This is a genomic window from Solirubrobacter soli DSM 22325, assembly GCF_000423665.1.
In the GTDB taxonomy this organism is placed as follows: Bacteria; Actinomycetota; Thermoleophilia; order Solirubrobacterales; family Solirubrobacteraceae; genus Solirubrobacter; species Solirubrobacter soli.
In genome coordinates this window covers 42,899-66,187 of record NZ_AUIK01000031.1, presented here as the reverse complement: position 1 = coordinate 66,187, position 23,289 = coordinate 42,899, and the positions used below count along the sequence as shown (strand labels likewise).

Here is a 23,289-nt window from a genome sequence, read left to right as displayed (position 1 = left end):
TCGGTCGCACACCTCCTTGTAGGGCACGGCCGCGCGTTCTCGCTCCCCCCTAGTCCGCTGTGCTCCGCGCCGCGTCGGCGCCGACCATCTCCTTGCGCCGCTCGTCACCCCACCAGCGCCAGTGGACCGCGGCGACGGGCGCGCCCTCGAAGCGGCGCAGCTGGTAGACGCCGAGCCGGTGGACCTGCGGCTCGAAGCACCAGAGCTTCTCCGAGGTGAGCATGAAGTCCATGTCGAACTTGTCGTCGAGGACCTCGAGGAGCTGTTGCTGGCCGGAGCGGTCGATGCCGGCGAACGCCTCGTCGAGCGCTACCAGGCGCGGCGCGTGGGGCTGGGCGCCGGTCAGCAGCGCGTGGTAGGCCGCCAGCAGCGGCAGGTGCAGCGTGACCGACTTCTCGCCGCCGCTGTCGCGGCTGTGGGTGCGGCGGGTGAGCTCGGAGCGCTCACCGTCGCGGAGCTGGAAGATCCGGAACCGGAACCACTGGCGGTAGTCGAGCGTCTGCTGCAGGTGCTCGACGAGCGTCGCCTGCTGCTCGCCCGCGCGGGCCTCGGCCAGGCGGTCGCGGAAGAAGTCCATCAGCGTCTCGCGGTGATGCGATGGGAGCGCCCGCGGGTCGGACTTGCGCAGCAGGCCGATCACCTCGCGCACCGAGGCGTCGAGGTCCGGCCGCAGCTCCCACTGCAGGTCGACGCCGATCCCGGAGCTGGTGCGCACGCCCGCGATCTTCTGCGACGCGGCCTTGGCGATCTCCCCCGCGTCGGCGATCCGCGCCCGCAGCTCGTTGGCGACGTCCCCGAACAGGAACTCCTCGAACAGGTCCTGCTCGCGGCCGGCGAGCGTGTGCTCGTGGCGCTCGAGCTCCTCGTGCAACGACGCCGCGGCCTGCGCCATCGGGACGTGCTCGCCGCCGTAGGCCGCGGTGACGAGCGGGACCTCACCCACCGGTTCGAGCACGGCCTCGACGCCGAGTGAGGCGTCGAGCGTCGCCCGCAGCGCGTCGAACTCGCGGTAGATCGCGTTCGCGGTGACATCGGGGGCGGCGCCGAGCTCGTGCTGGCATCCGCGCCACACGGCCTGGATGCGCTTCGCGTCCCACGGCGCGGTCTCGACGTCGAGGGCGAGCGCGACGAGCCCCGCCCGGTCGAGCTCGGCGAGCTTGGCGACGTGCTGGTCCTGCCGGCGCAGGCGGCGTTCGAGGTCCGCCTGCGCGGCCTCGCGCTCGGCGCGCAGCCGCTCCATCTTGCCGGTCTCCGCGCGGGCCTCCTTGTCGAGCTCCGCGCGGCGGTGGGCGAGCTGGGCGAGCGCGGCATCGAGCGCCTTCGCGTCCTCGAGGACGTCGTCGCGCTCGGCGCCGGCCGCGCTGATCAGGCGCTCGGAGAACGCGGCGAGCTGCTCGGCCTGACGGCGCTCGGCGGCCGCCTCCTCCTCGGCGGCCTCGTGCTGGGCGACGACGCGCCGATGGCGTTCCTCGCGCTCGGCGTGGGTGGCGGCCCAGCGCTCGCGCTGCTGGAGCCGCGCGCGAGCCTCGGGCAGCGCGTCGCCGAGCTTCTCCAGCGCGTCGTCGAGCCCCTGGGGCGAGTTCGGCAACCCGTTGTCGGCGGCGTGCCGCGCAAGAGCGGCTTCGGTTTCGGCGAGCTGGGCAGCCGCCTGCTTCGCGGCGTCGCGCGCTGTGGCGAGCCGAGCCTTGGAGGCCTCGAGCTCGCGGCCCGCCTCGCGCCAGCTCGCCCACGCCTCGACGGCCGCCTCGACTTCTTTGGTCGGGAGCGTCGCGCGCTCGGCCTCGAGCGATGACGTGCGGCGGGTGAGCTCGGCGAGGGTGGCATCGATCGCCGCGATGTCGCTCTGCAGCGCCGCGGTCTCGGCGTCGATGTCGCGCATGCGCCGCTCGCGGGCGGCCTGGCGGGCGGCCGCGCCGATGAACCGCGCGGGACCGTCCGCGCCGCGCCCACGCAGCGGGCCGAACGAGAACGACCCGTCGAGGCCGACGGCGAGCGAGCCGCACGCGTCTGCATCGACGACCGCGATGGCGGAGAGAACTGGCGCGAGCTTGGCGGGCCCGGAGAGCGCGTCCGCGAGCGTTCGGGCGGCGGCGGCCGGCGAGGGCGCAGCGGCGGAGCCGCCTGCAGCGGCGTCGGGCGCGGAGAGGAGCACGTGGCCCACCGCCGCGCGGAGGGTGCCCTTCTCGTCGATGCGCGCGTCGAGCAGGCCCGCGGCCTCCAGCGCGCGCTCCAGTCCGGATCGCGCGGCCTCGTCGAGCGACGGCTCGAAGTCACAGACCTGCCAGAGCGGCTTGCCGGGCTGCGACGGGTCGCGCCACAACGAGGCCTGCGGCGGCGTGTCCTTGGCCGCGGCGAGGTCGCGGCGCTCGGCCGTCAACCGCCGGACCTGCGACTCGACCTCAGAACGTGACGCGCGAGCCTGCTCCTCCTCGATCGCCAGCGCGCGGGTCGCGCGCAGGGTCGGGCCGTCCAGGACGGACGCGAGGTCGCGGCGGCGGTCGGTCAGGTCCTCGGCGCGGCGGATCAGCGCCGCGCGCTCACCCGCCTCCAGCGTCAGCGCCGACACGCCGTCCGCCCACGACTCGACCGCTTCGACCAGCGCGGCCTGGGCGGCCTCACGCCCCAGTTCGAGCTCATCACGGCGGGCGCGCAGCTCGCGCTCGCCGCCCTCCAGCCCGTCCAGGGCGCTATGCGAGCGTGCGACCGCCTCATCCGCGCGCGACACCGCACCCGACAGCGAAGCAAGCTCGCGGAGCGCGCCGCGCCGCACCCGCCGGGCGCCGTCGAGCACCTCGACCGTGCCGGCCGTCACCGGCAGCTCGAGCAGGTCACCCATCCCCGAGCGGGCGCACGCGTCCGCCAGCGTCTCCCCCACCGATGTCACGGCCGCGTCGGCGCGCGCCAGTTCCTCGGCGGCGGCCTTGAGCTCCGATGTCACCTCCGCGACCTCGGCGAGTCGCTCCTCGGCACGTCCCTCCGCCCGCCCCGCACGCGAGCGCTGGTCGGATGCCTGCTTGCGCGCCGCGTCGACCTGCTCGACCGCCTGCCAGCGCTCGGAGGCGCGCAGTGCGTCGAGCTCGCCCTGCGTGCGCGCGGTCTCCTCGCCGATCGCGATCAGGTCCCGCTCGGCGCGGGTGACCGCGTCCTCGGCGACGTGCCGGAGCCCATCGAGCTCGAGCTCCTTCTTCGCCGCCCGCCGCGCCGCTCGCACGGCGTCGTCGGCAGAAGCAAGCTCCCGCGCCAGCACGCCACGCGCGAAGTCGCGATACCGACCCACGAACACGCCCGCTGCGGCGTCCCCCTCGCGCAGCGCCGCCAACTCGACCCGCAACGACTCCAGCTCGTCCAGCTTCCCACCGACGCCGCTCAAGAGATCGGCATCGATCTCAGGCAGCGCCAGCTCGAGCAGCAGCGTCGTCTGCGCGACGTCGATCGACTTGCCCAGCTGGGCGGAGCGCAAGCGCCGCATCAGCTTGAGCATCGCCAGGTAACGCCGCTCGGAGAACCCGAACAGCAGCCCGTTCACCCGCGCGCGGTACTCCTCGGCGGAGTCGTAGAGCTCGACGTCGGGCAGCTTCGCCGCGTCGCGCCGCCCGATCGGCGCGCCGTCGTGCTCGAGCATGACGTGCGGGTCGATCATCACCGGGGTCTCCCAGACCAGGAACCACGGATCGTGCCGCGTGTCCTGCGACATCCGCACGCCGAGCGCCAGTGTCACCCACCGATCCTCGAACGAGAACTGCGCCCACGAGTAGCCGAGCCGGCGCGGGTAGAGCCCGTCGAGCAACAGGTGGTAGGCGATCGACCGCTGACCGTCCGACGTCGAGAGGTTCGACGCGTTGAGGTTGCCGTCGAACAGCAGCGGGACGATCAGCTCCATCGCGGTCGACTTGCCCGACCCGTTGGAGCCGCGCAGCAGCAGGTGACCGTCCTCGGCCTCGAACACCTGGTTGGCGTAGTGGAACAGGCTGATCAGCCCGCACCGCCGCAGCACGAAGCGTTCGGTCACAGGAGGTCCTCCAGGCGCTGCTGCGCGTCGGTCATGTCGATGTGGCTCAGGCGGGCGATCGCGGGCAAGGGGATGACATCGCCGTCGGCGACGCGAACGAGCCGCATCCCCGCCAGGACCTCCAGCCCGCGCGCCGCCATCTCGGACGGCTCCTCGGCGCACAGGGCGTCGCCCCAGACATCGCGCAGGGACTCGCACAACCCCACGATCTCGGAGACCTCGAACCGCGACTGCCCTCCGCGCACCCGCCCGCACAGCGCCTCGGCGAGCAGGAGCGCCACCTGCCGCGTCCATGGCCGCGCCGCCGGGAATCGGAGGTCGGTGAGCGGCTCGGCCTCGCCGTCGATCAACGCCGTCCCCTCGCGCCGGCACTCCGCCTCGAGCCCGAGCCACGCCGCCAGGAAGTGGTCGCGCGACCCGCGCACCTTCAAGTACGACGCGCGCTCGGCCTCCGAGAGCTCGGAGAGGTACAGGACCGGGTCCTCGACGAGTCGCCGCGCGACGCGATGTGAGCGCTTCATCAGCACGCCTTCCTCGCTCGACGGGTAGACCCCGCCGAAGAGCAGACCGCGCACGTCGCGCGCGCCGATCACCCGCGGCGCGACGATCAGGTCGTCGAGCGGCGAGTGCATGACGTCATACAGGGTCTCGTCGTCCTCCGAGCGCGAGCGGACCCAGCCCTCGGAGTGCCCCGCGATCGGCATCAGCACGCCGAGCCCGCACAGATACAGGAACACGTCCGCCAGGCAGCGACGATCGTCGAGCCGGTCGAGATCGACCTCGATGCCGTCCTCGCCCGCGAGCGAGCGCACCTCCTCCGCGAGCAGTCCGATCGTCGTCTGCGCCCGCGCCCGCTCGCACGCCGCCAGCGCGAGCGCGAAGAGCACGTAGTGGCGGCGGGTGAACGGCTGCCAGGTGTCTGGATGGCCGGATCGCGGAATCCGGGCGGGGCGATCGGTGACCGGCGCGTGCGAGCGCTTGCGCAGCCGCGCGTGCGTCGCCCGCACGACCAGCTCATAGCCGAGCTCGCGCGCGAACTCCGACCGCAGCCGCTCGGCGTGCGCGCGCACGGTGCCGAACGCCGGATCGCCCGCCGGCAGCAGCGGCCGCGCGAGCAGCGCGCGCCGTGCCTCGATCAGCCGCTCGTCGCTCATCCCCGCACCCCTGCCCGCGAGACCTGCACGAGCAGATCGGGGCTCTCGAGCACCCCGCCGTCCCCCACCCGCACGGCCGCCACCGGCAGCGAGTCGCCCATGTCGAGCACCTCCAGCGCCAGCGTGCCGTCGTCGGAGTAGCCGACCTTGCCCGTCGCGACCGCCATGCCGAGCGCGTCGAGCAGGACGTCGAAGGACTCCTCGTCGAGCGCGGGCAGCTCGGACAGCCGCGCGGGAACCTCGGGCAGCCGGTCCAGCAGCTCGCTGACCACAGCGCGCCGCCGCAGCTCCTCCTCCAACGCCAACGCGTGCGCCTCGGTGGCATCGACGATCGGAGCCGGCCGGCCCGCGGTCACCTCGCCCCGTCCCGGCCGCCGCAGGAACCCCTGGACGGGCGCGAACGGCGCGTCCCACCACGACTCGCCCGGCGACACGACGTCCGGGTCGAGCTCGGGCACGGCCATGTGCCGCGCCCCATACAGACCGAACGCGGCGGCGAACACCGCGTGGCAGTCCTCCTCCGCGGACGACGCGAACAGCGCCGCCAGCGCCCGGTACTCGGACGAGCGGTTGACGCGCTGCACCCGCCGCTCGCGCAGCCGGCGCACGCCGCGCAGGATCCAGTCGATCGCGGCGTGCAGATGCGTGTCCAGCGAACGCAACTGGGAGTCCCCGGCGCCGAACCAGGCCGAGATCTCCGCCCACTGGCGGCGCAGGATCGCCACCTGGCGCTCCAGCACCTCCTCCGAGCTCAACGCCGGATGCGGCGCGACCGACAAGGACGCGACCGCGCGCAGCATCGGCTCGCGCGACGCGTCCAGCGCCGTGACGTGGGCGGTGATCGCGTCGGCGTGCTGCCCGAGCTCGCGCCAGAACCCACTCAGGTAGTCCGCGACCTTGCGCTTGTAGTCGGCGAACGTGGCCTCGTCGATCGCCTCGGTGGAGGCCATCGTGGCCGACAGCTCGCGCATGAACTGCGCCGCCCCCGCTCGCAGGTCCTCGAACTGGGCGTGAAGCTCCGTGAACGTGCTCTGCAGCTCGCGCGGGTCCAGCGACGCGTGCTCGGTCAAACGTCCCAGCAGCGCCCGGATCCGCGCCAGGCGGTTCGCGTCCAGCGAGCCCACCGCCTCGACGAGTCCGGCGAGCTCGTCGAAGAACTGCTCGATCCGCTCACCGAGACCCGTGACGTCGTAGGAGAAGTGGTTCAGCCGCAGCTCGGCGGCCGTGCGGACGCGCTCGAAGCTCTGCATCGAGTCGACGACCTTGAGCTCCTCCAGCTCACGCAGCGAACCCGAGACCTGCTCCGGGGTCGCGGGAACGCCCAGCCGCTCGACGGCGGCGACGATCTCGGTCAGGCTCAGCCGCAACCGCGCGCCGCGCGCGCGGTTGTCGAGCAGCGCTCGCATGACCGCGCGGTGCAGCGCCACGTTCGGATAGTTCGCATAGGCGACCGCCCTGACTTCCACGCCCCCGAACGTACGAGGCGCGGCGGACGGCTCCCTACCGTTTTGCCGCAGCGAGCGTGATCGCGACCGGGTTCTTCCCCGATTGCTCGATCACGACGAGCTTGACGCCCTTGCGCACCTTGCGGGGCTTGGTGACCTTGCCGAGCCTGCAGCCGGCCTTGGCGATCGACTTGCGCGCGGCGGCCAGCGACTTGCCCTTGACCGAGACGCGCACGCAGCCCTTCGCGGGCTTCGGCTCCGCGGGCTGCGTGGTGACGATGTCGGCCGGGCCGGGCAGCGGCGCGAGCGCCGGGCAACCCGTCGGGGCGACGCCGAAGATCCCGGGGCACTGATCGGCCGCGTCGGCGATCGTGTCGCCGTCGGAGTCGCGCGGGCACCCCGTCGGAGCGACGCCGACCACGGCGGCGCATTGGTCGACGTTGTCGGCGACCCCGTCCGCGTCCCCGTCCGGGCCGAACCCGTCGACGAACAGCGGCACGTCGAGCGTGTCGAGGACCGCGCCGGTCGGGTCGGACACCGTCAGCGTGAAGCAGGAGTACGAGCGATTGCGCAGCGCCATGCCGTAGGTCCCGAGCTCGATGACCGGCCCGGAGCGGTAGATGCCGTCGCCGATGCCGAGCGACGTCGTCGTCCAGTTCGCGTCCGAGAACGCCTTCAGCTCGACACCGGGCCCGTCGCACTGGGGGGCCGACGCGACGTTGAACTTCAACAGCGTGCGCGGCGTCGCGCCGACGGTCCCGCCCATCGTCGCCGACACGTACAGCTCGCCCTCGGAGTCGTAGTAGAACGCGGCTTGGACGATGTCCTGCGACGCCACGCCCGTGCCATCGCCCTGCGGATCGACCGCCTTGCCCTTCGAGACCGCGGCGGACGCCCCCGCCGGCAACGCGAGCAACGCGAGCACGGCACAGCCCGCCGCCAGCACGCGACGCATCGAACCCATCCAGAACTCCCTTTCCCTGTCGGTCGCGGCCCACCATCCGCGGGGCCTGGGGCCACCGTAGGTGAGGGAACCTCGACCACCCTGTCCGATGGTCGAGGGGCGCTCACCCGCGGCTCAGATCGTCAGGCAGCCGACCGTCACCCAGCCGCCGTCGACCGTGTCGCCGAGGTGTCCGCACATCCACCGCAAGGAGGAAACGATGTCCCACCGCGTGATCGGCACCCTCGCCGCGCTCGCCCTGATCGCCGGAGGCGCCGGGACGGCGCTCGCCGACGACGGTCACCACGGAGACGACAACGCCAAGGTCCTGAAGGCCGACGTGTTCGGCAGCATGCCCGACGGGCCGGTGCTGTTCGGCGTCAAGCCCGGCGGAGCGCCGTGGGTGATCTCCAAGGGCGAGGCCGAGGCCCGCCGCGACGGCCGCGTCAAGGTCGAGGTCGAGGGCCTGATCATCCCCACGACCGGCACGAACCCGCTCAACGGGATCGCCGCCACCGTCTTCTGCAACGGCGCCGCCGTCGGCACCACGAAGGCGTACCCGTTCAGCCCCGACGGCGACGCGGAGTTCGAGGCTCGCCTGGCGAAGCCGCTCCCGGCGCCTTGCCTCGTCCCGGCCGTCCTGCTCAACCCCGCGCCCAACGGCACGGTCAACGCCGGCGTCTACATCGCCGCCACGGGCGTGTAGGCCTGGCTCCCAGGAAACTCTGAGGAACGAGCGTCATCTTCCGCTCATGCAGAAGAGAAGGCGCCCGCTGCTTTACGCGGCCACAGGAGTCGTCGTCGTCGCGGTGGGTGCCTTCGCGCTCGCGTACTTCGTGTTGTTCCCGACGGACTCGCCGGACAAGTTCACGCTGAGCGACGCGACACCGACGGCGACCGCCACCGCCACCGCTGTTCCCGGCGCGTCGCAGTGGACGGTCGCCGACGGATCGGAGGCCGGCTACCGCGTCCGTGAGAAGCTCGCGTTCCTGGCCGCCAAGAACGATGCCGTCGGACGGACGTCGGACGTCACCGGCACGGCGGAGTCCGACGGCGACACGTTCACCAAGGCCGATTTCAAGATCGACCTGACCACGCTGACGAGCGACCAGGATCGCCGCGATCAGCGCATCCGCGAGATCGGTGTCGAGAGCGACCGCTTTCCGACGGCCACCTTCTCCCTCACCGAGCCGCTCGAGCTGAGCAGGTCCAAGGCCGACGCCACGGGCGAGCTGACGCTCCACGGCGTGACGAAGACCGTGACGATCCCGCTCGAGCTGCGCAAGACCGACTCGACGGTCGAGGCCGTCGGCTCGCTCACGTTCCCGTGGGGCGACTTCGGCATGACCGCGCCGAGCGTCGCCGGGTTCGTGAGTGTCGAGGACGAGGCGACGCTCGAGTTCGACCTCAAGCTGGCGCGGGGCTGAGGACGTGTAAGGTCGCTGACACAGCGCCGGGACGGCGCACAGTCCACGTTCAAGGGGGTTGACGGGATGGTCAAGCGTGTCTGGGGCAACGTCGGGCAGGTCGCCGGTCTTCTCGCATTGTTCATCGCGCTCGGCGGCCCCGCGTGGGCCGCCAGCACGGTCAACGGGGCCATGATCAAGGCGTCGACGATCACGGGCAAGCAGGTCAAGAACTCGTCGCTGACCGGCGCCGACATCAAGACCGCGACGTTGGACGGCACCGACATCCGCGACGGGTCGATCGGAGCGGGTGACATCGCGCCCGGTGTGATCCCGACGATCCCGCCGATCCCCACGATCCCGCCGATCCCCACCGCGACGCCGATCCCCGCCGGCACGATCACGACCGCGATGTTCGCCGACGGGGCGACCGCGCCGTTCGCGAAGGCCCTCCCCGGGCTGCGTACCGAGGAGAACGCCACGAGCCCCAACGTCCTCGGTGGCGCCGCGGCCAACACGGTGACGGCGGGTGTCGTGGGGGCGACGATCGCCGGCGGTGGCGCGGCCGGCAGCGCGCAGACCGTCTCCGACGACTACGGCACGGTGGCCGGCGGGCGCGGCAACACCGCGGGGAACGCCTCGGGCAGCACCAGCGACACGATCGGCGCGACCGTCGGGGGCGGCGAAGGCAACCGCGCCACGGGCGGCTACGGCACGGTCCCCGGCGGCCTGAGCAACACGGCGGGCGCGTTCGGCTTCGCCGCCGGGCGGCGAGCCAAGGCCGTCAACACGGGCTCGTTCGTGTTCGCCGACAGCACCAACGCCGACTTCACGTCGACCGCGGACAACCAGATGTCGATCCGCGCGACGAACGGCGTGTACGTCGCCAGCGACGCCGGCGGCGCGAAGGTCGTTCCCGCCGGCACGCGCTACCGCGACAACAACATCCACGCCTGGGGCCGCGTGACGGCGTCCGGCGCGCTGGACACGAACTTCAACGTCGCGTCGGTCTCGAAGATCGCGACCGGGCTCTACCGCATCACGCTCAACAGCCCGCTGCAGAGCGGCTTCAGCCTGATCCCGGTCGTGACGCCGGAGCTCGACGCCATCGGCCTGGACACCCCGCCCACGGGCGCGGCCAACGTCCGGTTCGCCGTCACCGATCAGGTCGCCGCCGGCACCACCTTCGACGTCTACATCTACAACGGCAGCTCCGCGCTCGCCGACACGGACTTCCAGTTCATCGTCACTGGGCGCTGAGGTGCTTCTCGTCCCAGCTCTCCTCGAACGACGCCTCGGTCGCGAAGGCGTCGTTCTCGGTCGGTAGGTCGCGGTACGCGCGGAAGGCCTTGATCAGCCGCGCGTGCCGGGCCTTGTTCTCGGGCGTCGGGTTGGCGTCCATCGCCGCCTTGGCCGCGCGGATCTCGTCGATCGACGGGGCCTCGCGCTCGGCCTTGTCGTGGGCGGCCTTCCCGGCGCCGTAGACCGAGTCGAACTGCTGCGACGCCGTCGCGAACTCGACGCTGCCCTTCGGCAGCGGATTCTCGAACGCGTTCTGCGCGACGTCCTTCGGGATGCCCATCTTGGCGACGATCTGGTCCGGGTCGTTGCCCTTGGTGGCGAGCATCCGCGCCATCTTGTGGTGCTGCTCGGCGTGGCGGGCCTCGTGGTAGACCGTCCCCGCGACGCTGCGGGCGGCGTCGTCATCGAGGTCGGCCGCGGAGAACGCGTCGTCGTCGAAGAACATGAACCAGTCCTTGGCGACGAACACGCCCGCGACCTTGCCGAGGTCTTTGAGGTCGTGTCCGGGCGTCGGCAGGACCTGCGCCGCGTCGAGCTGCTCCTTGACGCCCTTGAAGAGCTCGTCCGCGCGCGCCTTGGCGGTCTTGAGGTCCTTCCAGCCGCTCTGCACGCCCTCGGCGGACTTCACGTAGGCGTCGCGCGAGGTCTTGGCGGCGAGGCCGCTCTCGAACATCCGCGGCAGCGTGCGCGGCCCCGCCATCCCGTCCGGCTTGAGTCCCTGCGGCACCTGCCACGCGGCCACGGCCTGGGCCATCGCCGGGTCCGCGACGCCGGTCTCGGGCGAGCCGACCGCGTGCTGGATCTTCAGGATCACGTCACTCGGATAGAGGTCCGGCGCGCTGGTGTAGAACGAGACCGCAGCGGACGCCTGACCCGCGCTCAGCTGCGGCGCCGTCTCGATCGCCTGGCGCTGGACGAACGCCGTCACCGCGCGATTGCCGGCGGCGCGCTGCAATCCGAGCAGGACGTGCGCTGCCGGCGTCTGGGCGCTCCGCCCCGGTTCGCGCTCGCGCGACGGTGCGGGGGTCCGGACATGAGGGGCGGGCACTATGGCCGCTCCTCCCAGTCGACCCAGTGGGTCCCGGTCTGTTTGACGTACGCGGCGACGGCGACGCCGAGCGTCGGGTAGAAATTCGGTGCGCCGATCGCTTCCTCCACCCCGTAACGGCGCAGGTAGTCGCGCACCGGATCCTTGAGCTCGGCGAACGCCAGCGTCACGCCGTGGTCGGCGAGGTCCGCGTGCAGCGTCAGCAGGGTCTCCCCCGCGGTGACGTCCACGTCGGTGATCGGCTCCGCGGCGATGACCACCCAGGCCACGCCGTCGCCCCCCGCCAGCGCCCGCACGCGGGCGTCGAAGCTGTCCGCGTTGGCGAAGAACAGCGGCGCGTCGAACCGGTAGAGCACGAGGCCCGGGATCAGCCGGGCGTCGGGGTGACGGCCGGTGTCGTGGTAGCCCTTCAGCCGCTCGACGCGCCCGAGCACCGCGCCATGCGGATACCAGGCGCGACGGACGAAGTTCAGCAGCGACAGGGCGATCGCGAGCCCGACGCCCCACAGCACCCCGAACGCCGCGACACCGGCGAACGTGGCGATGCAGAGCGCGAACTCGGTGCGCCGCCAGCGCCACAGCAGGCGGGCGGCGCCGACGTCGAACAGCCCGAGCACGGCGACGATCACGACCGCCGCCAGCGCGCTCACGGGCAGGTCCTCCACCAGGCCCGTGCCGACCACGAGCAGGACACCGAGCACGAGCGCGCCGGTGAGTCCGGCGATCTGGCTGCCCGCGCCCATGTCATCGACCACGGCGGTGCGGGACGCGCTCGTGGAGATGGGGAAGCCCTGGAAGAACCCGGTGACGATGTTGCTGGCACCGAGCGCGGCCAGCTCGCGGTTCTGGTCGACGTGCTGGTCCAATCGCGCGGCGTAGGAGCGCGACAGGACGCTGGTGTCGGCGAACGCCACGAACGCGATGCCGACCGCGGCGGGCAGCAGCGTCTTGATGTCGTCGAGGGCGACGTTCGGCCAGTCGAGCGGGGGCAGACCGGCCGGCACCTTGCCCACCACGGGAAGCTGGTCGGCGAGCCCGCCGACGGCCACCACGGCCGTCGCACCGACGACCGCGATCAGCACGCCGGGCATCTTCGGCGCGACCGCGCGCAGCACGCCGATCACCGCCAGACAGCCGACACCGATCGCCAGCGCCGTGCCGTTGGTCTCGTCCAACTGGCTGATGAAGTCGCGGGTGGCGGCCACCACGTTCTCGGTGTCGATCGAGAAGCCGAAGAGCTTGGGCAGCTGCGAGATGACCACGGTCAACGCGATGCCGGCCAGGTACCCGACCCGGACCGGCAGCGACAACAGCTCGGTGACGAAGCCGAACCGCGCGAGGCCGCCGGCGAACATGATCGCGCCGACGACGAGGGCGAGCAGGCCAGCCATCGCGACCCGCTGGTCGGCATCCGCGCCGGCGAGCGGGATGATCGCGGCGGCCACCAACGGAGCGACCGCCGAGTCGGGCGAGACGATCAGGATGCGCGACGGGCCGATGAAGAAGTAGGCGACGAGTGGCACCAGCGTCGCGTACAGGCCCGTGACGGGCGGCAGCCCGGCGAGCTGCGCGTACCCCATGCCCTGCGGGACTAGCAACGCGGCGAGGGCCACGCCGGCGATCAGGTCACGGCGCAGACCCGGCCCGCGGCGCGTGCGAAGCAGCGTGACGCCAGGTACCCAGCGAGTGAGCGACGACCCGTTCACATCTCGACCCTAACGCCCCGCGAGGCGTCACCCGAGGAGCTTCATCTGTGGCGCCCCCGCGCCGTCGAGCCAATAGGCGACGTTCCCGGCCAGCGCGGGCTCGGTCGCCGGCGTGGCCGCGAGCTGGTCGACGGGGCTGTGCAGCCCGTCCGCCGCGATCACGAGGAGCCGGTCGGCGGTCGCGGCGTAGGCGGTTCCCGCGACCTCTGAGCGCTTCCCCGTGGCCGTGTCGAACGTGCCGACCATCCCGTCGCGCACATAGGCGAGCTTGCGGTCGGACACGACCTGCAGATCGGTGACCGTTCCGACGGCACGCGTTGTCCTGGCACGACACGCCCAGGTCTTTCCGCCCTGGGTCGTGAGGACGAGCTTCGCGCGCGCCGACCAGAGCAGCAGCCGCGCGCCCTTGCGCGGCTTGCACCGCCCGATCGTCGTCGCCTTGGGACCTGTGCGCATGGGATCGCCCTTCGGTAGGTCGAGCAACGCCGTGTGCGCCACGTCGCCCGTGCGCCAGTACACACGTGACCCGCGCACGGCCAGGCCGGCGGCGGTCTGGTCAGTGCTGAGCTGGACCTTGCGGCCGTCGGTGAAGCGCGCGACGACGCCGTTGTCCGTGGCGACCAGCGCACCCGGCAGCGCGAGTGACTCGACGGCGCTCACCGACACCTGCTTCCCGGTCCGGAGGTCGAGCAGGTAGTCCCGGATGGAGGTGGCGTCCGAGTCCGGGTCGTAGTCCTGGCCCTGGCTCCACAACCACCGGCCGGACACGCCCAGCAGGATCGTCTTCGAGGAGCCCTCGCCGCTCGAGTCCGAGCCGTACAGCCGGCGCTTGCCGGTCGCGCGCAGGCACGCGTAGTGAGACGCCGAGAGGTCATCCCCATGCGAGAAGACCTGAACCTCCGCGTTCTCGAAGTCGGCCTTGGCGGAGGGCACGCCACAGGTAGCCTGCGCTGCGCCGGGGGTGAGCAGCAGCGCTGCCGACACCGCCAGCACGGGAATCGTCGTGCGGGTCATGGCCGACATGCTCATCGCATGTCCGGCCGCGCACAATCGGGTGTGCCCTAGACGCGCACCCGAGCGTTTCAGGTAGGTTCGGCACGTGGAGCGCCGTCACGAGCGCGAGCTCGACCCGACATCGGCGACCGAGCCGGAGGTGGCCGTCGAAGCGTCGCCGCCCGCGCCTGCGAATGCCGCCCTGGCTCGGATGACCAAGACCGAGCGCGCCCGCGCGCTCTCCGCCCAGACGGGCGGGAACGCCGCGCTGGCCCGTTCCCTGCGCACCCTCGCCCGCGAGGACGACGTGGCGACCGCGTCGCCGCCCGGACGCGGCGTGAGCACGGAGTTCGGCGAGTACTGGATCGTCCCGGACTCGACGACGCAGTCGTTCGCGGACGTCACCGGCGAGCAGATCACCGAGACCGAGTTCGCGGCCCTTCAAGCCGTCTGGAACAAGCTCAAGGACGGCAGCGGCAACGTCAAGATCACCGAGAAGGACGACGCGGGCGGCGACCACGCCGGTTTCCAGGCCAAGATGCTCGTCTGCTTCGGCAAGCTGCTCTCGCAGCCGGGCGGCCGCGCCATGGTCGCCGGGCTGGTGAACGGCAGCCAGGTCGTGACCGTCGGCCCGACGTCCTTGAAGAAGATCGCCCAGGCCACGCGCGGTGCGGGCGCGGTCGAGAACCCGGACGGCAGCGCCGGCGCGGGCGGCTCGACGACGATCCGCATCGACGCCGACCTCAAGGACGACGCCGTCGTCGCGTTCGACAAGGACGGCAAGGAGATCCCCTCGCCCGTGTGGCTGATCCTCGGCCATGAGCTCATCCACGCCGAACACAACGCCGCCGGGCGCAACCAGCGCAACAAGGCCGGCTCCAGCGCCGCCTGGGGCAACGCCGAGGAGGAGGCGACGATCGCCACCGGCTCGGGCTTCACCGAGAACAAGCTGCGCGCCGAGCACGGCATGACCGACGTCCGCTTCGGTCACGGGATCAAGATCAAGTGAACGTCACCTGCACGGCGACCGGCGCGGCCCAGGTGCGCGTCCGGGTCGAGAACGACGGCGACGCGACCGTGCACGTCCTCGACGGCGAGCGGATGCCGTACCTGATCCGCGACGACGCCGGCCTGCTCGTCCTGTTCGGCGTCAACCCGCCGGATCCGGAGGTCGACTATTACGGCGTCGAGATCCCGACGACGCGCCCGCTCGAGCCGGGCGCGACGATCGAGCACGACGTCTCACTCGACCCGCTCTACCTGCGCGACCACTACGAGACCCAGCGCGAACCGACCCCGCTGCCGCGCCCGGTCACGGTGCGCTGCGAGGTCGGCTACGGCGACACCCCGATCCTTCGATCGGAGCGCCACCTCTATTCGATCGAGTCGGTGATCGCGTGGCAGAAGCTCGCCTCCGCCCCACCGGTCACGCTCACCTGACGCTGACCATCGTGCCGCACTCCGACGCGTCGTCGGCGTACGTCTTGGTCGTGCTGCGGTAGCGCGCATAGAGCTCCCAGCGGCCGGCCTTGCGCAGCTGCAGCGCCGGGATGCTCCAAGCCCCACCACGCACGCGCGCGACGGCCAGCAGCTTCGCGCGCTTGGTCCGCGGGGCGTAGCCCCACAGTTGCACCCGGCCCGAGTTCACGTCGCTCGCGGCCGTGCCCGAGACGGCGTACACCCGCGCCGAGGTGCGCACCACGCCGAAGCCGAGCTGGACGCCCAGCGCGCCCTGATAGGCGGGTGCGGTGGAGACGAGGTCGAACGCCGTGCCCTGGGCGGGCGTGATCGACCACGTCGCGTCGAGCGTGTCCGCCGCCCATGGCGGCGCCTTGAAGGAGCGCGCCGACTGCACCAGCGCCGTGGCTCCCGCCGCGACCGTGATCGTCGTGGTGCTGAAGACGGTCTCGCCGAGCGCGTCGTGCATGCGCATCCAGCGACCGGGACAGCGGGAGATGGAGACGCTGACGGCCGTCGCCTCGTTCACCGTCGCGCCGGAGACCGCCGGCGCGCCGAGCGTCTGGATGCGGACAACCTCGGGTGTCGCCCCCGCGGTGATCGACAGCTGGTGCGTGACCTTCGACGGAAGGTTCCCCGGCACGCCCTCGGCAGCCACTTGCAGCGTGAAGGACGGGTTGGCGAGCGCGGGCGCGGGAAGCGCACACAGCATCGTGACGGCGGCGAGCGGGAGGCAGCGGCGCATGATGCCGCGAGTATCCGCCCGCGCGACCGCCTCACGCAATCACTTGATCGCGTCGTACACCTTGAACATCGGCATGTACATCGCGATGACGATGAAGCCGACGATGCCGCCGACGAGGATGATCATGACCGGCTCGAGGATCGAGGTGAGCGCCTTGACGGCGGCGGCGACCTCGGCCTCGTAGAAGTCGGCGACCTTGCTGAGCATCGCGTCGAGGTTGCCCGTCTCCTCACCCACGGCGATCATCTGGGCGACCATCGAGGGGAAGATCGGTGCTTCCTTGAGCGGGTCCGCGATCGAGCCGCCGGCCTTGACGGACTCGATGACGTCGGCCATGGCCTTCTCGACGACCCAGTTGCCGGAGGTCTGGCCGGTGATCTCGATCGCCGCCATGATCGGCACGCCGGCGGAGTAGAGCGCGGCGAAGGTGCGCGACCAGCGGGCGAGCGCGATCTTCTGGACCGTGACGCCGATCTTGAAGGGGAACTTGAGCCGGACGTGGTCCCACTGCTTGCGGCCGCCGGCGGACTTGCGCCACTTCTTGAAGCCGATCGGCCCGGCGATCGCGGCGATGACGAGCAGGTACCACTGGCCGGTGACGACGTTGGAGGCCTTGACCGTCATCTTGGTGATCATCGGGAGGTCGCCGCCGAAGTCGGCGAAGACCTTCACGAACACGGGGACGATGAACGCGATCAGGCCGATCAGCACGCAGAGCGCGAAGGTCAGCACCACGATCGGGTAGGCCATGGCGCCCTTGACCTGGCGGCGCAGCTCGTCGTCCTTCTCGAGCTGGTCGGAGATCCGGTCCAGGGACGCCTCGAGCACGCCGCCGGTCTCGCCGGCGCGCACCATGGCGACGTACAGCGGCGTGAAGACCTTGGGGTGCTTGGCGAGCGCGTCGGAGAAGGCCAGGCCGGACTCGATGTCCTCGCGGACGGCGCCGACGGTGTCCTTGAGCTTCTTGTTCTCGAGCTGGTCCTCGAGCACGTAGAACGCGCGCAGGAGGGTCATGCCGGAGGTGATCATGGTCGCCAGCTGGCGGGTCATGACCGTCAGCTCGGCGGCCTTGATGCGGCCGAAGGAGAGGTCGGACTGGAAGACCGACTTCTTCTCCTGCAGCTCCATGACCTTCAGGCCCTGGGCGCGCAGTACCTCGGTGACGGCGTCCTTGGACGCGCCGCTGACCTGACCCTTCGACGGGACACCCATCCCGTCGACGGCCTTGTAGGTGTAGACCGCGGCGCCCATCAGGCACCCACCATGCTCGGCGGGGCGCCGGCGCCGCTGGAGCTGATGCCCTGCACGAGGCGCCGCATCTCGGCCGGCTGCGACGAGCGCGACTCGGCGACGGCCATCGTGATCTTGCCCGCGCGGACCAGGCCGGCGAGCGAGGAGTCCATCGTCTGCATGCCCTGCTCCCCGCCGGTCTGGATGAGCGAGTAGATCTGGTGCGTCTTGCCCTCGCGGATGAGGTTGCGGACGCCCGGGGTCGGGACGAGCACCTCGGCGGCGACGCAGCGGCCCTGACCGTCGGCGGTCGGCAGCAGCGTCTGGGTGACGATGCCCTGGAGGCCGATCGCGAGCTGCGCGCGGACCTGGCCCTGCTGCTCGGGCGGGAAGACGTCGATGATGCGGTCCACGGTCTGCGGCGCGTCCTGCGTGTGGAGCGTCGCGAAGACGAGGTGGCCGGTCTCGGCCGCGGTCAGGGCCGTGCCGATCGTCTCCATGTCGCGCATCTCGCCGACGAGGATCACGTCGGGGTCCTGGCGCAGCGCGGCCTTCAGGCCGAGGGCGAAGGACGGCGCGTCCTGCCCGATCTCGCGCTGGTTGACGATGCAGCGCTTGTGCTTGTGCAGGAACTCGATCGGGTCCTCGATCGTGAGGATGTGGTCGTCGCGGGTCTCGTTGATCTCGTTGATCAGCGAGGCGAGCGAGGTCGACTTGCCCGAGCCGGTCGGCCCGGTCACGAGCACGATCCCGCGCGGCTTCTTGGCGAACTCGCGCACGACGGGCGGGAGGCCGAGCGCCTCGATCGGCACCGTCGCCGAGGGGATCAGGCGGAACGCGGCGCCGAGCGTGCCGCGCTGGAAGAACGTGTTGACGCGGAAGCGACCCACACCCGGCACCGAGTAGGCGAAGTCGAGCTGCCAGTCGGTCTCGAGCGTCTGGCGCTGGGACGAGCTCAGGATCGCGTAGATGATCTCGCGCGTGTCCGTCGGAGTCATGTTGGGGTAGCCCTCGAGCGGGACCAGCGAGCCGCGGACGCGAATCGTGGGCGGGGCACCCGATGTGATGTGGAGGTCGGAAGCCTTGTGCTCGACGACCTTGAGCAGGATGTCCGCGAAGTCGAAGTTCATGCCACCACCTACATCGGCATCCGGGACGCCGATCTGTAGTGGGGCGCAGGCCCTAGCGCGTACCCGCCACGCGGGCGATCTCGGCGATCGAGGTCAGGCCGCGGCGGACCTTCTCCAGACCGTCCTCGCGCAGGCGCATCATGCCCTCGTGCACCGCGGCGTGCATGATCGTCTCGGCGGGCTCGCGGGAGACGGCGAGCGAGCGGATCGCGTCACTGACCCACATCACCTCGTACAGGCCGATCCGGCCCTTGTAGCCCGAGCCGCCGCAGCGCGCGCACCCGACGGGCTCGTAGGCCTCGAGGTCGAGGCCGACGTTGAAGCCGTTGGCGCGCATGACCTCGGACGTGATCGTCGTGCGGCGCTTGCACTCCTCGCACAGCAGGCGGGCCAGGCGCTGGGCGACCACGCAGTCGACCGCGCTTCCCACCAGGAACGGCTCCACGCCCATCTCGATCAGACGCGTGATCGCGCCCGGCGCGTCGTTGGTGTGCAGCGTGGAGAGCACGAGGTGGCCGGTGAGGGCGGCCTCGATCGCGATCTGGGCCGTCTCACGGTCGCGGATCTCGCCGACCATGATGATGTCGGGGTCGGCGCGCATCATCGAGCGCAGGCCGGAGGCGAACGTCAGGCCCGCCTTGTTGTTGACCTGGACCTGCGTGATGCCCTCGAGCTGGTACTCGACCGGGTCCTCGATCGTGATGATGTGCTTCTCGATCGTGTTGAGCTGGTTGAGGGCGCCATACAGGCTGGTGGACTTGCCGGAGCCCGTCGGGCCGGTCACGAGCACGGCGCCGTGCGCCTGCCCGAACGCCTTCGAGAAGCGCTCGAGCGCCTGCGGGAGCATGCCCAGCTGCTCGAGCTGGATCATGACCTTGCTCTGGTCCAGGATGCGCATGACGACCTTCTCGCCGTGCGACGCCGGCAGGGTCGCGACGCGCAGGTCGATCGGCTTGCCGTCGACCTCGAGCGAGATGCGGCCGTCCTGCGGGATGCGGCGCTCGGCGATGTCGAGGTCGGAGAGGATCTTGATGCGGGAGATGACCGCCGGGATGGCGCTCACCGGCACGGTCGCGGCCTCCTGGAGGACGCCGTCGATGCGGTAGCGGACCCGCATCTCCTCCTCCTGGGGCTCGAAGTGGATGTCGGACGCGCCGCGCTCGACGGCCTCCTTGATCACCCGGTGCACGAGCTGGATGACGCTCGCGTCCTCGCCGCCGGCGCCGAAGTTGATCGGCGCGTTCTCGCGGATGTCGTACAGCGGCGCGGGCGGGCGCTCGGCCGCCGCCGGGGACTGATCGGCCTCGGGGTCGTCCTCGAAGTCCTCTGGTGCGGTCGCGCCGACGCCGAAGTTCGGGTCCTCCAACCGCGTCAGCAGCCACTCGACGTCGGCCAGCGAGGAGACCGCGGGGCGGACCTCGTAACCGGTCATGACCGCGATGTCGTCGATCGCGAGCACGTTCGCCGGGTCGACCATCGCCACCAGCAGCGTGCGGTCGCCCACGAAGGAGACCGGGACGGCCTGGTAGCGGCGCACCGCGGCGGGTGCGACCAGCTTGGCGGCGTCCGGGTCGACGCGGTAGAGCTTGAGGTCGACGTGGTCGAGGCCGAAGCGTTCGGCGACCGCGCGGGCGAGCTGGTCGTCGGTCAGCGTCCCGTCGTTGACCAGGATGCGTTCGGGCGCGCCGCCGCTCTGCGTCGCGCGGTCCAGCGCGATGTCCATCGTCCCGCGGTCGACGAAACCGAGGTCGACGAGGACATCCGTGAGCACGCGTCCTGAACCGCCACGCCGGGAAGGCGTGGTAATGCCGTTGCCCCGTCTGGGCCTGGTAGCGGTGTCGAAGGTCGAGCTCATTGGGCGATGTCTTTGACGGCCTCCCGCATCGCCTTGTCGGGAGCCGTCCGGCCGGTCCAGCGTTCCAATGACGCTGCGCCTTGGGCGACCAGGATCTCCAACCCGTCGACCACCTCTGCCCCATTCGCTCTCGCGGTGTTCAGCAGAAGTGTGCCGCCGTGCCGGTAGACCATGTCCACCACCGTGCATCCGGCACCCAGTTCATCGGCCTGCAAGGGGAGCGCCTTGAACGTCTCCTCCGGGTCGCGCAGCCCGACGGAGGTCGTGTTGACGACGATCTCGGCGCGCGCGTGGCCCAACGTGGCGCCGAATTCGTCGGCAAGCGCTTGCGCGCGTGCGGGGGTGCGGTTCCACAGGTGGATCTGCTTGGCGCCCGCCTGTTTGAGCGCGTAGAGCACCGCGCGGGCGGTGCCGCCGGCACCGAGGACGAGCGCGGTGCGGTCGTACGCGGAGCGGTTGAGCGCGGCGAGGAAGCCTGGCGCGTCGGTGTTGTCGGCGTGGACGGTGCCGTCGGCGTTGAACGTGAGCGTGTTCGCCGCGCCGATCGCCCTCGCGGTCTCGGTCGCCTCGTCCGCGAGCGCGAGCGCCTGCTCCTTGTGCGGGATCGTCACGTTCACGCCCCGGAAGCCCAGGGGCGGCAGGGCTTTCACGGTCTCCGTGAACAGATGCGGCGGCAACGGCAGAGCTTGATAGTGCCAGTCATCGAGGCCCATGTGGGCCAAGGCCGCGTTCTGCATCCGCGGGGAACGCGAGTGGGCCACCGGCCACCCGCACACACCGAGGCGGATCATTTGCCGTCGCGGGAAGCCTGGTACTTCGCGACGTCCTTCTCGAACTGCGCGTCGGTGGACGAGAACGCGTGCTCGCCCGATTTGCCCGGCTTGCGAACGTAGTAGAGGTACTTCTTCTTGGACGGCGCGGCGGCCGCCTTGATCGACGCGAGGCCGGGGTTGCCGATCGGCGTCGGCGGCAGGCCGCGCTTGAGCCGCGTGTTGTACGGCCCCGGCTTGTCGAGCTCGGATTGGTTGATCGGGCGCTGCCAATTGTTCGTCTCGTAACGCGTCGTGGCGTCGATCCCCAACGGCATACCCTGCTTGAGCCGGTTGTAGATGACCGCCGCGACGAGTTTGCGCTCGCGCGGGAGCTGCGCCTCGCGCTCGATCATCGAGGCGATGATCAGCACGTCGTAGCGCGTGAGCTTCTTGGACTTGGCGTACTTCATGGAGACGCCGTCGAAGTTGTCCTTGAAGGCGTCGAGCTGCTGGTTGACCAGATCCGCCGCCGGCGAGCCGACCGGGAGCTTGTACGTCGCCGGGAACAGGAAGCCCTCGGCGGTCTTGGTCCCCTTGGGCGCGCCCAGGTCGCGGATGCGCTTGAGCACCGCGGCCGAGTCGGCGGCCTTGGCGTAGCTGCCGTCGACCTTCTCGGACTTCTTGACGACCGGGTCGTTCTCCTTGATCGACGGGCCCTCGATGAGGGTCACGTCGACGGTCGGAACGGGCGTCGCCTCAGCGGGCGGCGTCGTCAGCGCATCGATCGCCGCCCCGTTGGTCATGCCCTTCTTGAGCGTGTAGTGGCCGGGGCGGAGCTTGCTGCGCTCGCCGCTGATCGTGGCGTTGAGCTCGAAGAACCGCGCCGAGTCGACCACGCCCTTGGCGACGAGCAGCTTCGCCACGTCGGCGGCGTCGGAGTTCTCCGGGATGTCGACCGCGACCGCGCCGCTGCCGTCCCCGTGGAAGGGCTGGAACGTCTTGTTGAACGCGTACAGGACGGCCGCGAACAGCAGGACGACGATCAGCGTGAAGATGCGGCGGCCCCAGTGCGAGCCCCCTGAAGAGCGCGGCCCCTTGGGTGTCTTCGGCGGACGGCGGCGCGGCTGGTCGGGCGCGGCACGGCGACGCGTGGGCGCGGCGTCCGCCGGGCGGTCCGGCGCCTTGCGCAGCGGGACCGGCTCGCGCTCGGGCTCTGGTTCGAGCACCGTCTCGGGCTCCTGGTTCTCAGGCCGCTCGGTCGCGGCGAAGGCGTGGACGGCCACCAGCCGAGGCTCCGCATCGTCCTGCGGCAGTACGTGTTCCTCGGTCTGGAACGGCGTGTACTCGACGGTCGGCTGGTGGATGACCTCGGGCGTCGGCTCGAGCTCCGGCTGCGCCGCGCCGGCGTTCTCGCGCAGCTGCCGGGCCTCGGCCGCCCGCTCGGCGCGAGCGGCGGCGAGGGCCGCTTCGTCGTCGGCCGGCGCGTCGTCGCGCGGAGGCGCGGGGTCTTCGTGGGGCGGCGCGGCGTCGGCGCGCGCGGGGTCTTCGTGGGGCGGCGCGACGTCGGCGCGCGCGGCGTCGTCGCGCGGAGGCGCGGGGTCTTCGCGGGGCGGCGCGGCGTCGGCGCGCGCGGCGTCCTCGCGCGGCGCCGCGGCGTCCGCGTGGGGCGCGTCTTCACGCGACGGCGCGGCATCGGCGTCCGCCGCCTCGTCGCGCGGCGGCGCGACGTCAGGGCGCGCGGCGTCGTCGCGCGGCGACGGGGCCGGCGGCGGCTCTTCGACGCGCGTGTCGGCCGGCGCCGGCGACTCGTCGACGGGCGGCGCGGGCTCGGCCGCGCGCGGCGCCTCCTCGGCCGGCGGCGCGGGCTCCTCCACGGGCGGGGCGAACGGCTCGTGGGGCTCGACGTCCGGCGGGCGGACGGTGTACTCGAAGGCCTCGGGCGGGAGCGCGCGGCCGCTTCCGCCCCGGCGGCGGGCAGCGCGATCAGCCGCGGCGCGAGCGCGGTCTTCAGCTGTGCGGGGTTGGTCCGAGCGTTTGCCGAACACGGATAAACCGGCGGGAATGCCGCCCTGGCGCGCCGGGCGGATTCCCGGAGGGCGACAGGGTCAGCGAC

The 23,289-nt window shown here is 71.6% G+C and carries 18 protein-coding genes; 5 read left to right on the top strand and 13 right to left on the bottom strand.

The window, feature by feature from the left end:
- Positions 1–49: 49 nt before the first annotated feature.
- The 4 genes from G569_RS0124860 to G569_RS0124845 are packed head-to-tail and all read right to left on the bottom strand — an operon-like array spanning position 50 to position 7,572.
- The gene (locus G569_RS0124860) at positions 50–4,009 is read right to left on the bottom strand and encodes a TIGR02680 family protein (protein ID WP_028065430.1); all 3,960 of its coding nucleotides are present in this window, start codon (positions 4,007–4,009) and stop codon (positions 50–52) included.
- Positions 4,006–5,163, bottom strand: a complete 1,158-nt coding sequence (locus tag G569_RS0124855) for a TIGR02678 family protein (protein ID WP_028065429.1) — start codon at positions 5,161–5,163, stop codon at positions 4,006–4,008. The genes G569_RS0124860 and G569_RS0124855 overlap by 4 nt, the downstream gene beginning before the upstream one ends.
- Entirely contained in the window at positions 5,160–6,629 is a 1,470-nt protein-coding gene (locus G569_RS51325; protein WP_037498908.1) for a TIGR02677 family protein, read from the bottom strand. Before G569_RS51325 ends, G569_RS0124855 begins: the two co-directional genes overlap by 4 nt.
- Before the next feature lie 34 nt (positions 6,630–6,663).
- Complete coding sequence (locus G569_RS0124845) at positions 6,664–7,572, bottom strand: hypothetical protein (RefSeq protein WP_028065428.1); 909 nt, start codon at positions 7,570–7,572, stop codon at positions 6,664–6,666.
- 199 nt (positions 7,573–7,771) lie between these two features.
- Between G569_RS0124845 and G569_RS51320 the strand changes: the two genes are divergently transcribed.
- From G569_RS51320 to G569_RS0124825, 3 genes are all read left to right on the top strand, one after another.
- Complete coding sequence (locus tag G569_RS51320; protein WP_157592288.1) at positions 7,772–8,257, top strand: hypothetical protein; 486 nt, start codon at positions 7,772–7,774, stop codon at positions 8,255–8,257.
- Between the two features lie 46 nt (positions 8,258–8,303).
- Complete coding sequence (locus tag G569_RS51315; protein ID WP_084285525.1) at positions 8,304–8,978, top strand: YceI family protein; 675 nt, start codon at positions 8,304–8,306, stop codon at positions 8,976–8,978.
- A gap of 66 nt (positions 8,979–9,044) precedes the next feature.
- Positions 9,045–10,217: a hypothetical protein gene (locus G569_RS0124825; protein ID WP_028065426.1), complete on the top strand. Its 1,173-nt coding sequence runs from the start codon at positions 9,045–9,047 to the stop codon at positions 10,215–10,217.
- On the opposite strand, the gene G569_RS0124820 is transcribed toward G569_RS0124825, so the two are convergent.
- The 3 genes from G569_RS0124820 to G569_RS0124810 are packed head-to-tail and all read right to left on the bottom strand — an operon-like array spanning position 10,204 to position 14,027.
- A complete protein-coding gene (locus G569_RS0124820; protein ID WP_157592287.1) occupies positions 10,204–11,307 on the bottom strand; it encodes a peptidoglycan-binding domain-containing protein in 1,104 nt (367 codons plus the stop codon). The genes G569_RS0124825 and G569_RS0124820 overlap by 14 nt on opposite strands.
- A complete protein-coding gene (locus tag G569_RS0124815) occupies positions 11,307–13,013 on the bottom strand; it encodes a SulP family inorganic anion transporter (protein ID WP_028065424.1) in 1,707 nt (568 codons plus the stop codon). The genes G569_RS0124820 and G569_RS0124815 overlap by 1 nt, the downstream gene beginning before the upstream one ends.
- 27 nt (positions 13,014–13,040) lie before the next feature.
- Positions 13,041–14,027, bottom strand: a complete 987-nt coding sequence (locus tag G569_RS0124810) for a hypothetical protein (protein WP_028065423.1) — start codon at positions 14,025–14,027, stop codon at positions 13,041–13,043.
- Between the two features lie 85 nt (positions 14,028–14,112).
- Here G569_RS0124810 and G569_RS0124805 point away from each other — a divergent pair, with 85 nt between their 5' ends.
- Both G569_RS0124805 and G569_RS0124800 read left to right on the top strand, forming a co-directional pair.
- Complete coding sequence (locus G569_RS0124805; RefSeq protein ID WP_028065422.1) at positions 14,113–15,015, top strand: M91 family zinc metallopeptidase; 903 nt, start codon at positions 14,113–14,115, stop codon at positions 15,013–15,015.
- Positions 15,012–15,446 (top strand): hypothetical protein, encoded by a 435-nt coding sequence (locus G569_RS0124800; RefSeq protein WP_028065421.1) that lies wholly within the window; start codon positions 15,012–15,014, stop codon positions 15,444–15,446. Before G569_RS0124805 ends, G569_RS0124800 begins: the two co-directional genes overlap by 4 nt.
- On the opposite strand, the gene G569_RS0124795 is transcribed toward G569_RS0124800, so the two are convergent.
- The 6 genes from G569_RS0124795 to mltG form a co-directional block, all read right to left on the bottom strand.
- A complete protein-coding gene (locus tag G569_RS0124795) occupies positions 15,439–16,209 on the bottom strand; it encodes a hypothetical protein (RefSeq protein WP_157592286.1) in 771 nt (256 codons plus the stop codon). The genes G569_RS0124800 and G569_RS0124795 overlap by 8 nt on opposite strands.
- A 39-nt stretch (positions 16,210–16,248) precedes the next feature.
- On the bottom strand, positions 16,249–17,460 hold the full coding sequence (locus tag G569_RS0124790; protein WP_028065419.1) for a type II secretion system F family protein: 1,212 nt from the start codon (positions 17,458–17,460) through the stop codon (positions 16,249–16,251).
- Positions 17,460–18,569, bottom strand: coding sequence for a type IV pilus twitching motility protein PilT (locus tag G569_RS51310; protein WP_053226943.1), 1,110 nt, complete (start codon positions 18,567–18,569; stop codon positions 17,460–17,462). The genes G569_RS0124790 and G569_RS51310 overlap by 1 nt, the downstream gene beginning before the upstream one ends.
- Positions 18,570–18,621: 52 nt before the next feature.
- On the bottom strand, positions 18,622–20,340 hold the full coding sequence (locus G569_RS0124780) for a GspE/PulE family protein (RefSeq protein ID WP_028065418.1): 1,719 nt from the start codon (positions 20,338–20,340) through the stop codon (positions 18,622–18,624).
- 80 nt (positions 20,341–20,420) lie between these two features.
- Entirely contained in the window at positions 20,421–21,215 is a 795-nt protein-coding gene (aroE, locus tag G569_RS0124775; protein ID WP_037498898.1) for a shikimate dehydrogenase, read from the bottom strand.
- On the bottom strand, positions 21,212–23,221 hold the full coding sequence (gene mltG / locus G569_RS58855; protein ID WP_157592285.1) for an endolytic transglycosylase MltG: 2,010 nt from the start codon (positions 23,219–23,221) through the stop codon (positions 21,212–21,214). The genes aroE and mltG overlap by 4 nt, the downstream gene beginning before the upstream one ends.
- Positions 23,222–23,289 lie beyond the last annotated feature (68 nt).

What these genes read in the sequence shown, in the direction of transcription:
- G569_RS0124855 (WP_028065429.1), bottom strand. Translation starts at nt 5,163, where the DNA reads ATGAGCGACGAGCGGCTGATCGAGGCACGGCGCGCGCTGCTCGCGCGG.
- G569_RS0124845 (WP_028065428.1), bottom strand. Translation starts at nt 7,572, where the DNA reads ATGGGTTCGATGCGTCGCGTGCTGGCGGCGGGCTGTGCCGTGCTCGCG.
- G569_RS51320 (WP_157592288.1), top strand. Translation starts at nt 7,772, where the DNA reads ATGTCCCACCGCGTGATCGGCACCCTCGCCGCGCTCGCCCTGATCGCC.
- G569_RS51315 (WP_084285525.1), top strand. Translation starts at nt 8,304, where the DNA reads ATGCAGAAGAGAAGGCGCCCGCTGCTTTACGCGGCCACAGGAGTCGTC.
- G569_RS0124825 (WP_028065426.1), top strand. Translation starts at nt 9,045, where the DNA reads ATGGTCAAGCGTGTCTGGGGCAACGTCGGGCAGGTCGCCGGTCTTCTC.
- G569_RS0124810 (WP_028065423.1), bottom strand. Translation starts at nt 14,027, where the DNA reads ATGACCCGCACGACGATTCCCGTGCTGGCGGTGTCGGCAGCGCTGCTG.
- G569_RS0124795 (WP_157592286.1), bottom strand. Translation starts at nt 16,209, where the DNA reads ATGCGCCGCTGCCTCCCGCTCGCCGCCGTCACGATGCTGTGTGCGCTT.
- G569_RS0124790 (WP_028065419.1), bottom strand. Translation starts at nt 17,460, where the DNA reads ATGGGCGCCGCGGTCTACACCTACAAGGCCGTCGACGGGATGGGTGTC.
- G569_RS51310 (WP_053226943.1), bottom strand. Translation starts at nt 18,569, where the DNA reads ATGAACTTCGACTTCGCGGACATCCTGCTCAAGGTCGTCGAGCACAAG.
- aroE (WP_037498898.1), bottom strand. Translation starts at nt 21,215, where the DNA reads ATGATCCGCCTCGGTGTGTGCGGGTGGCCGGTGGCCCACTCGCGTTCC.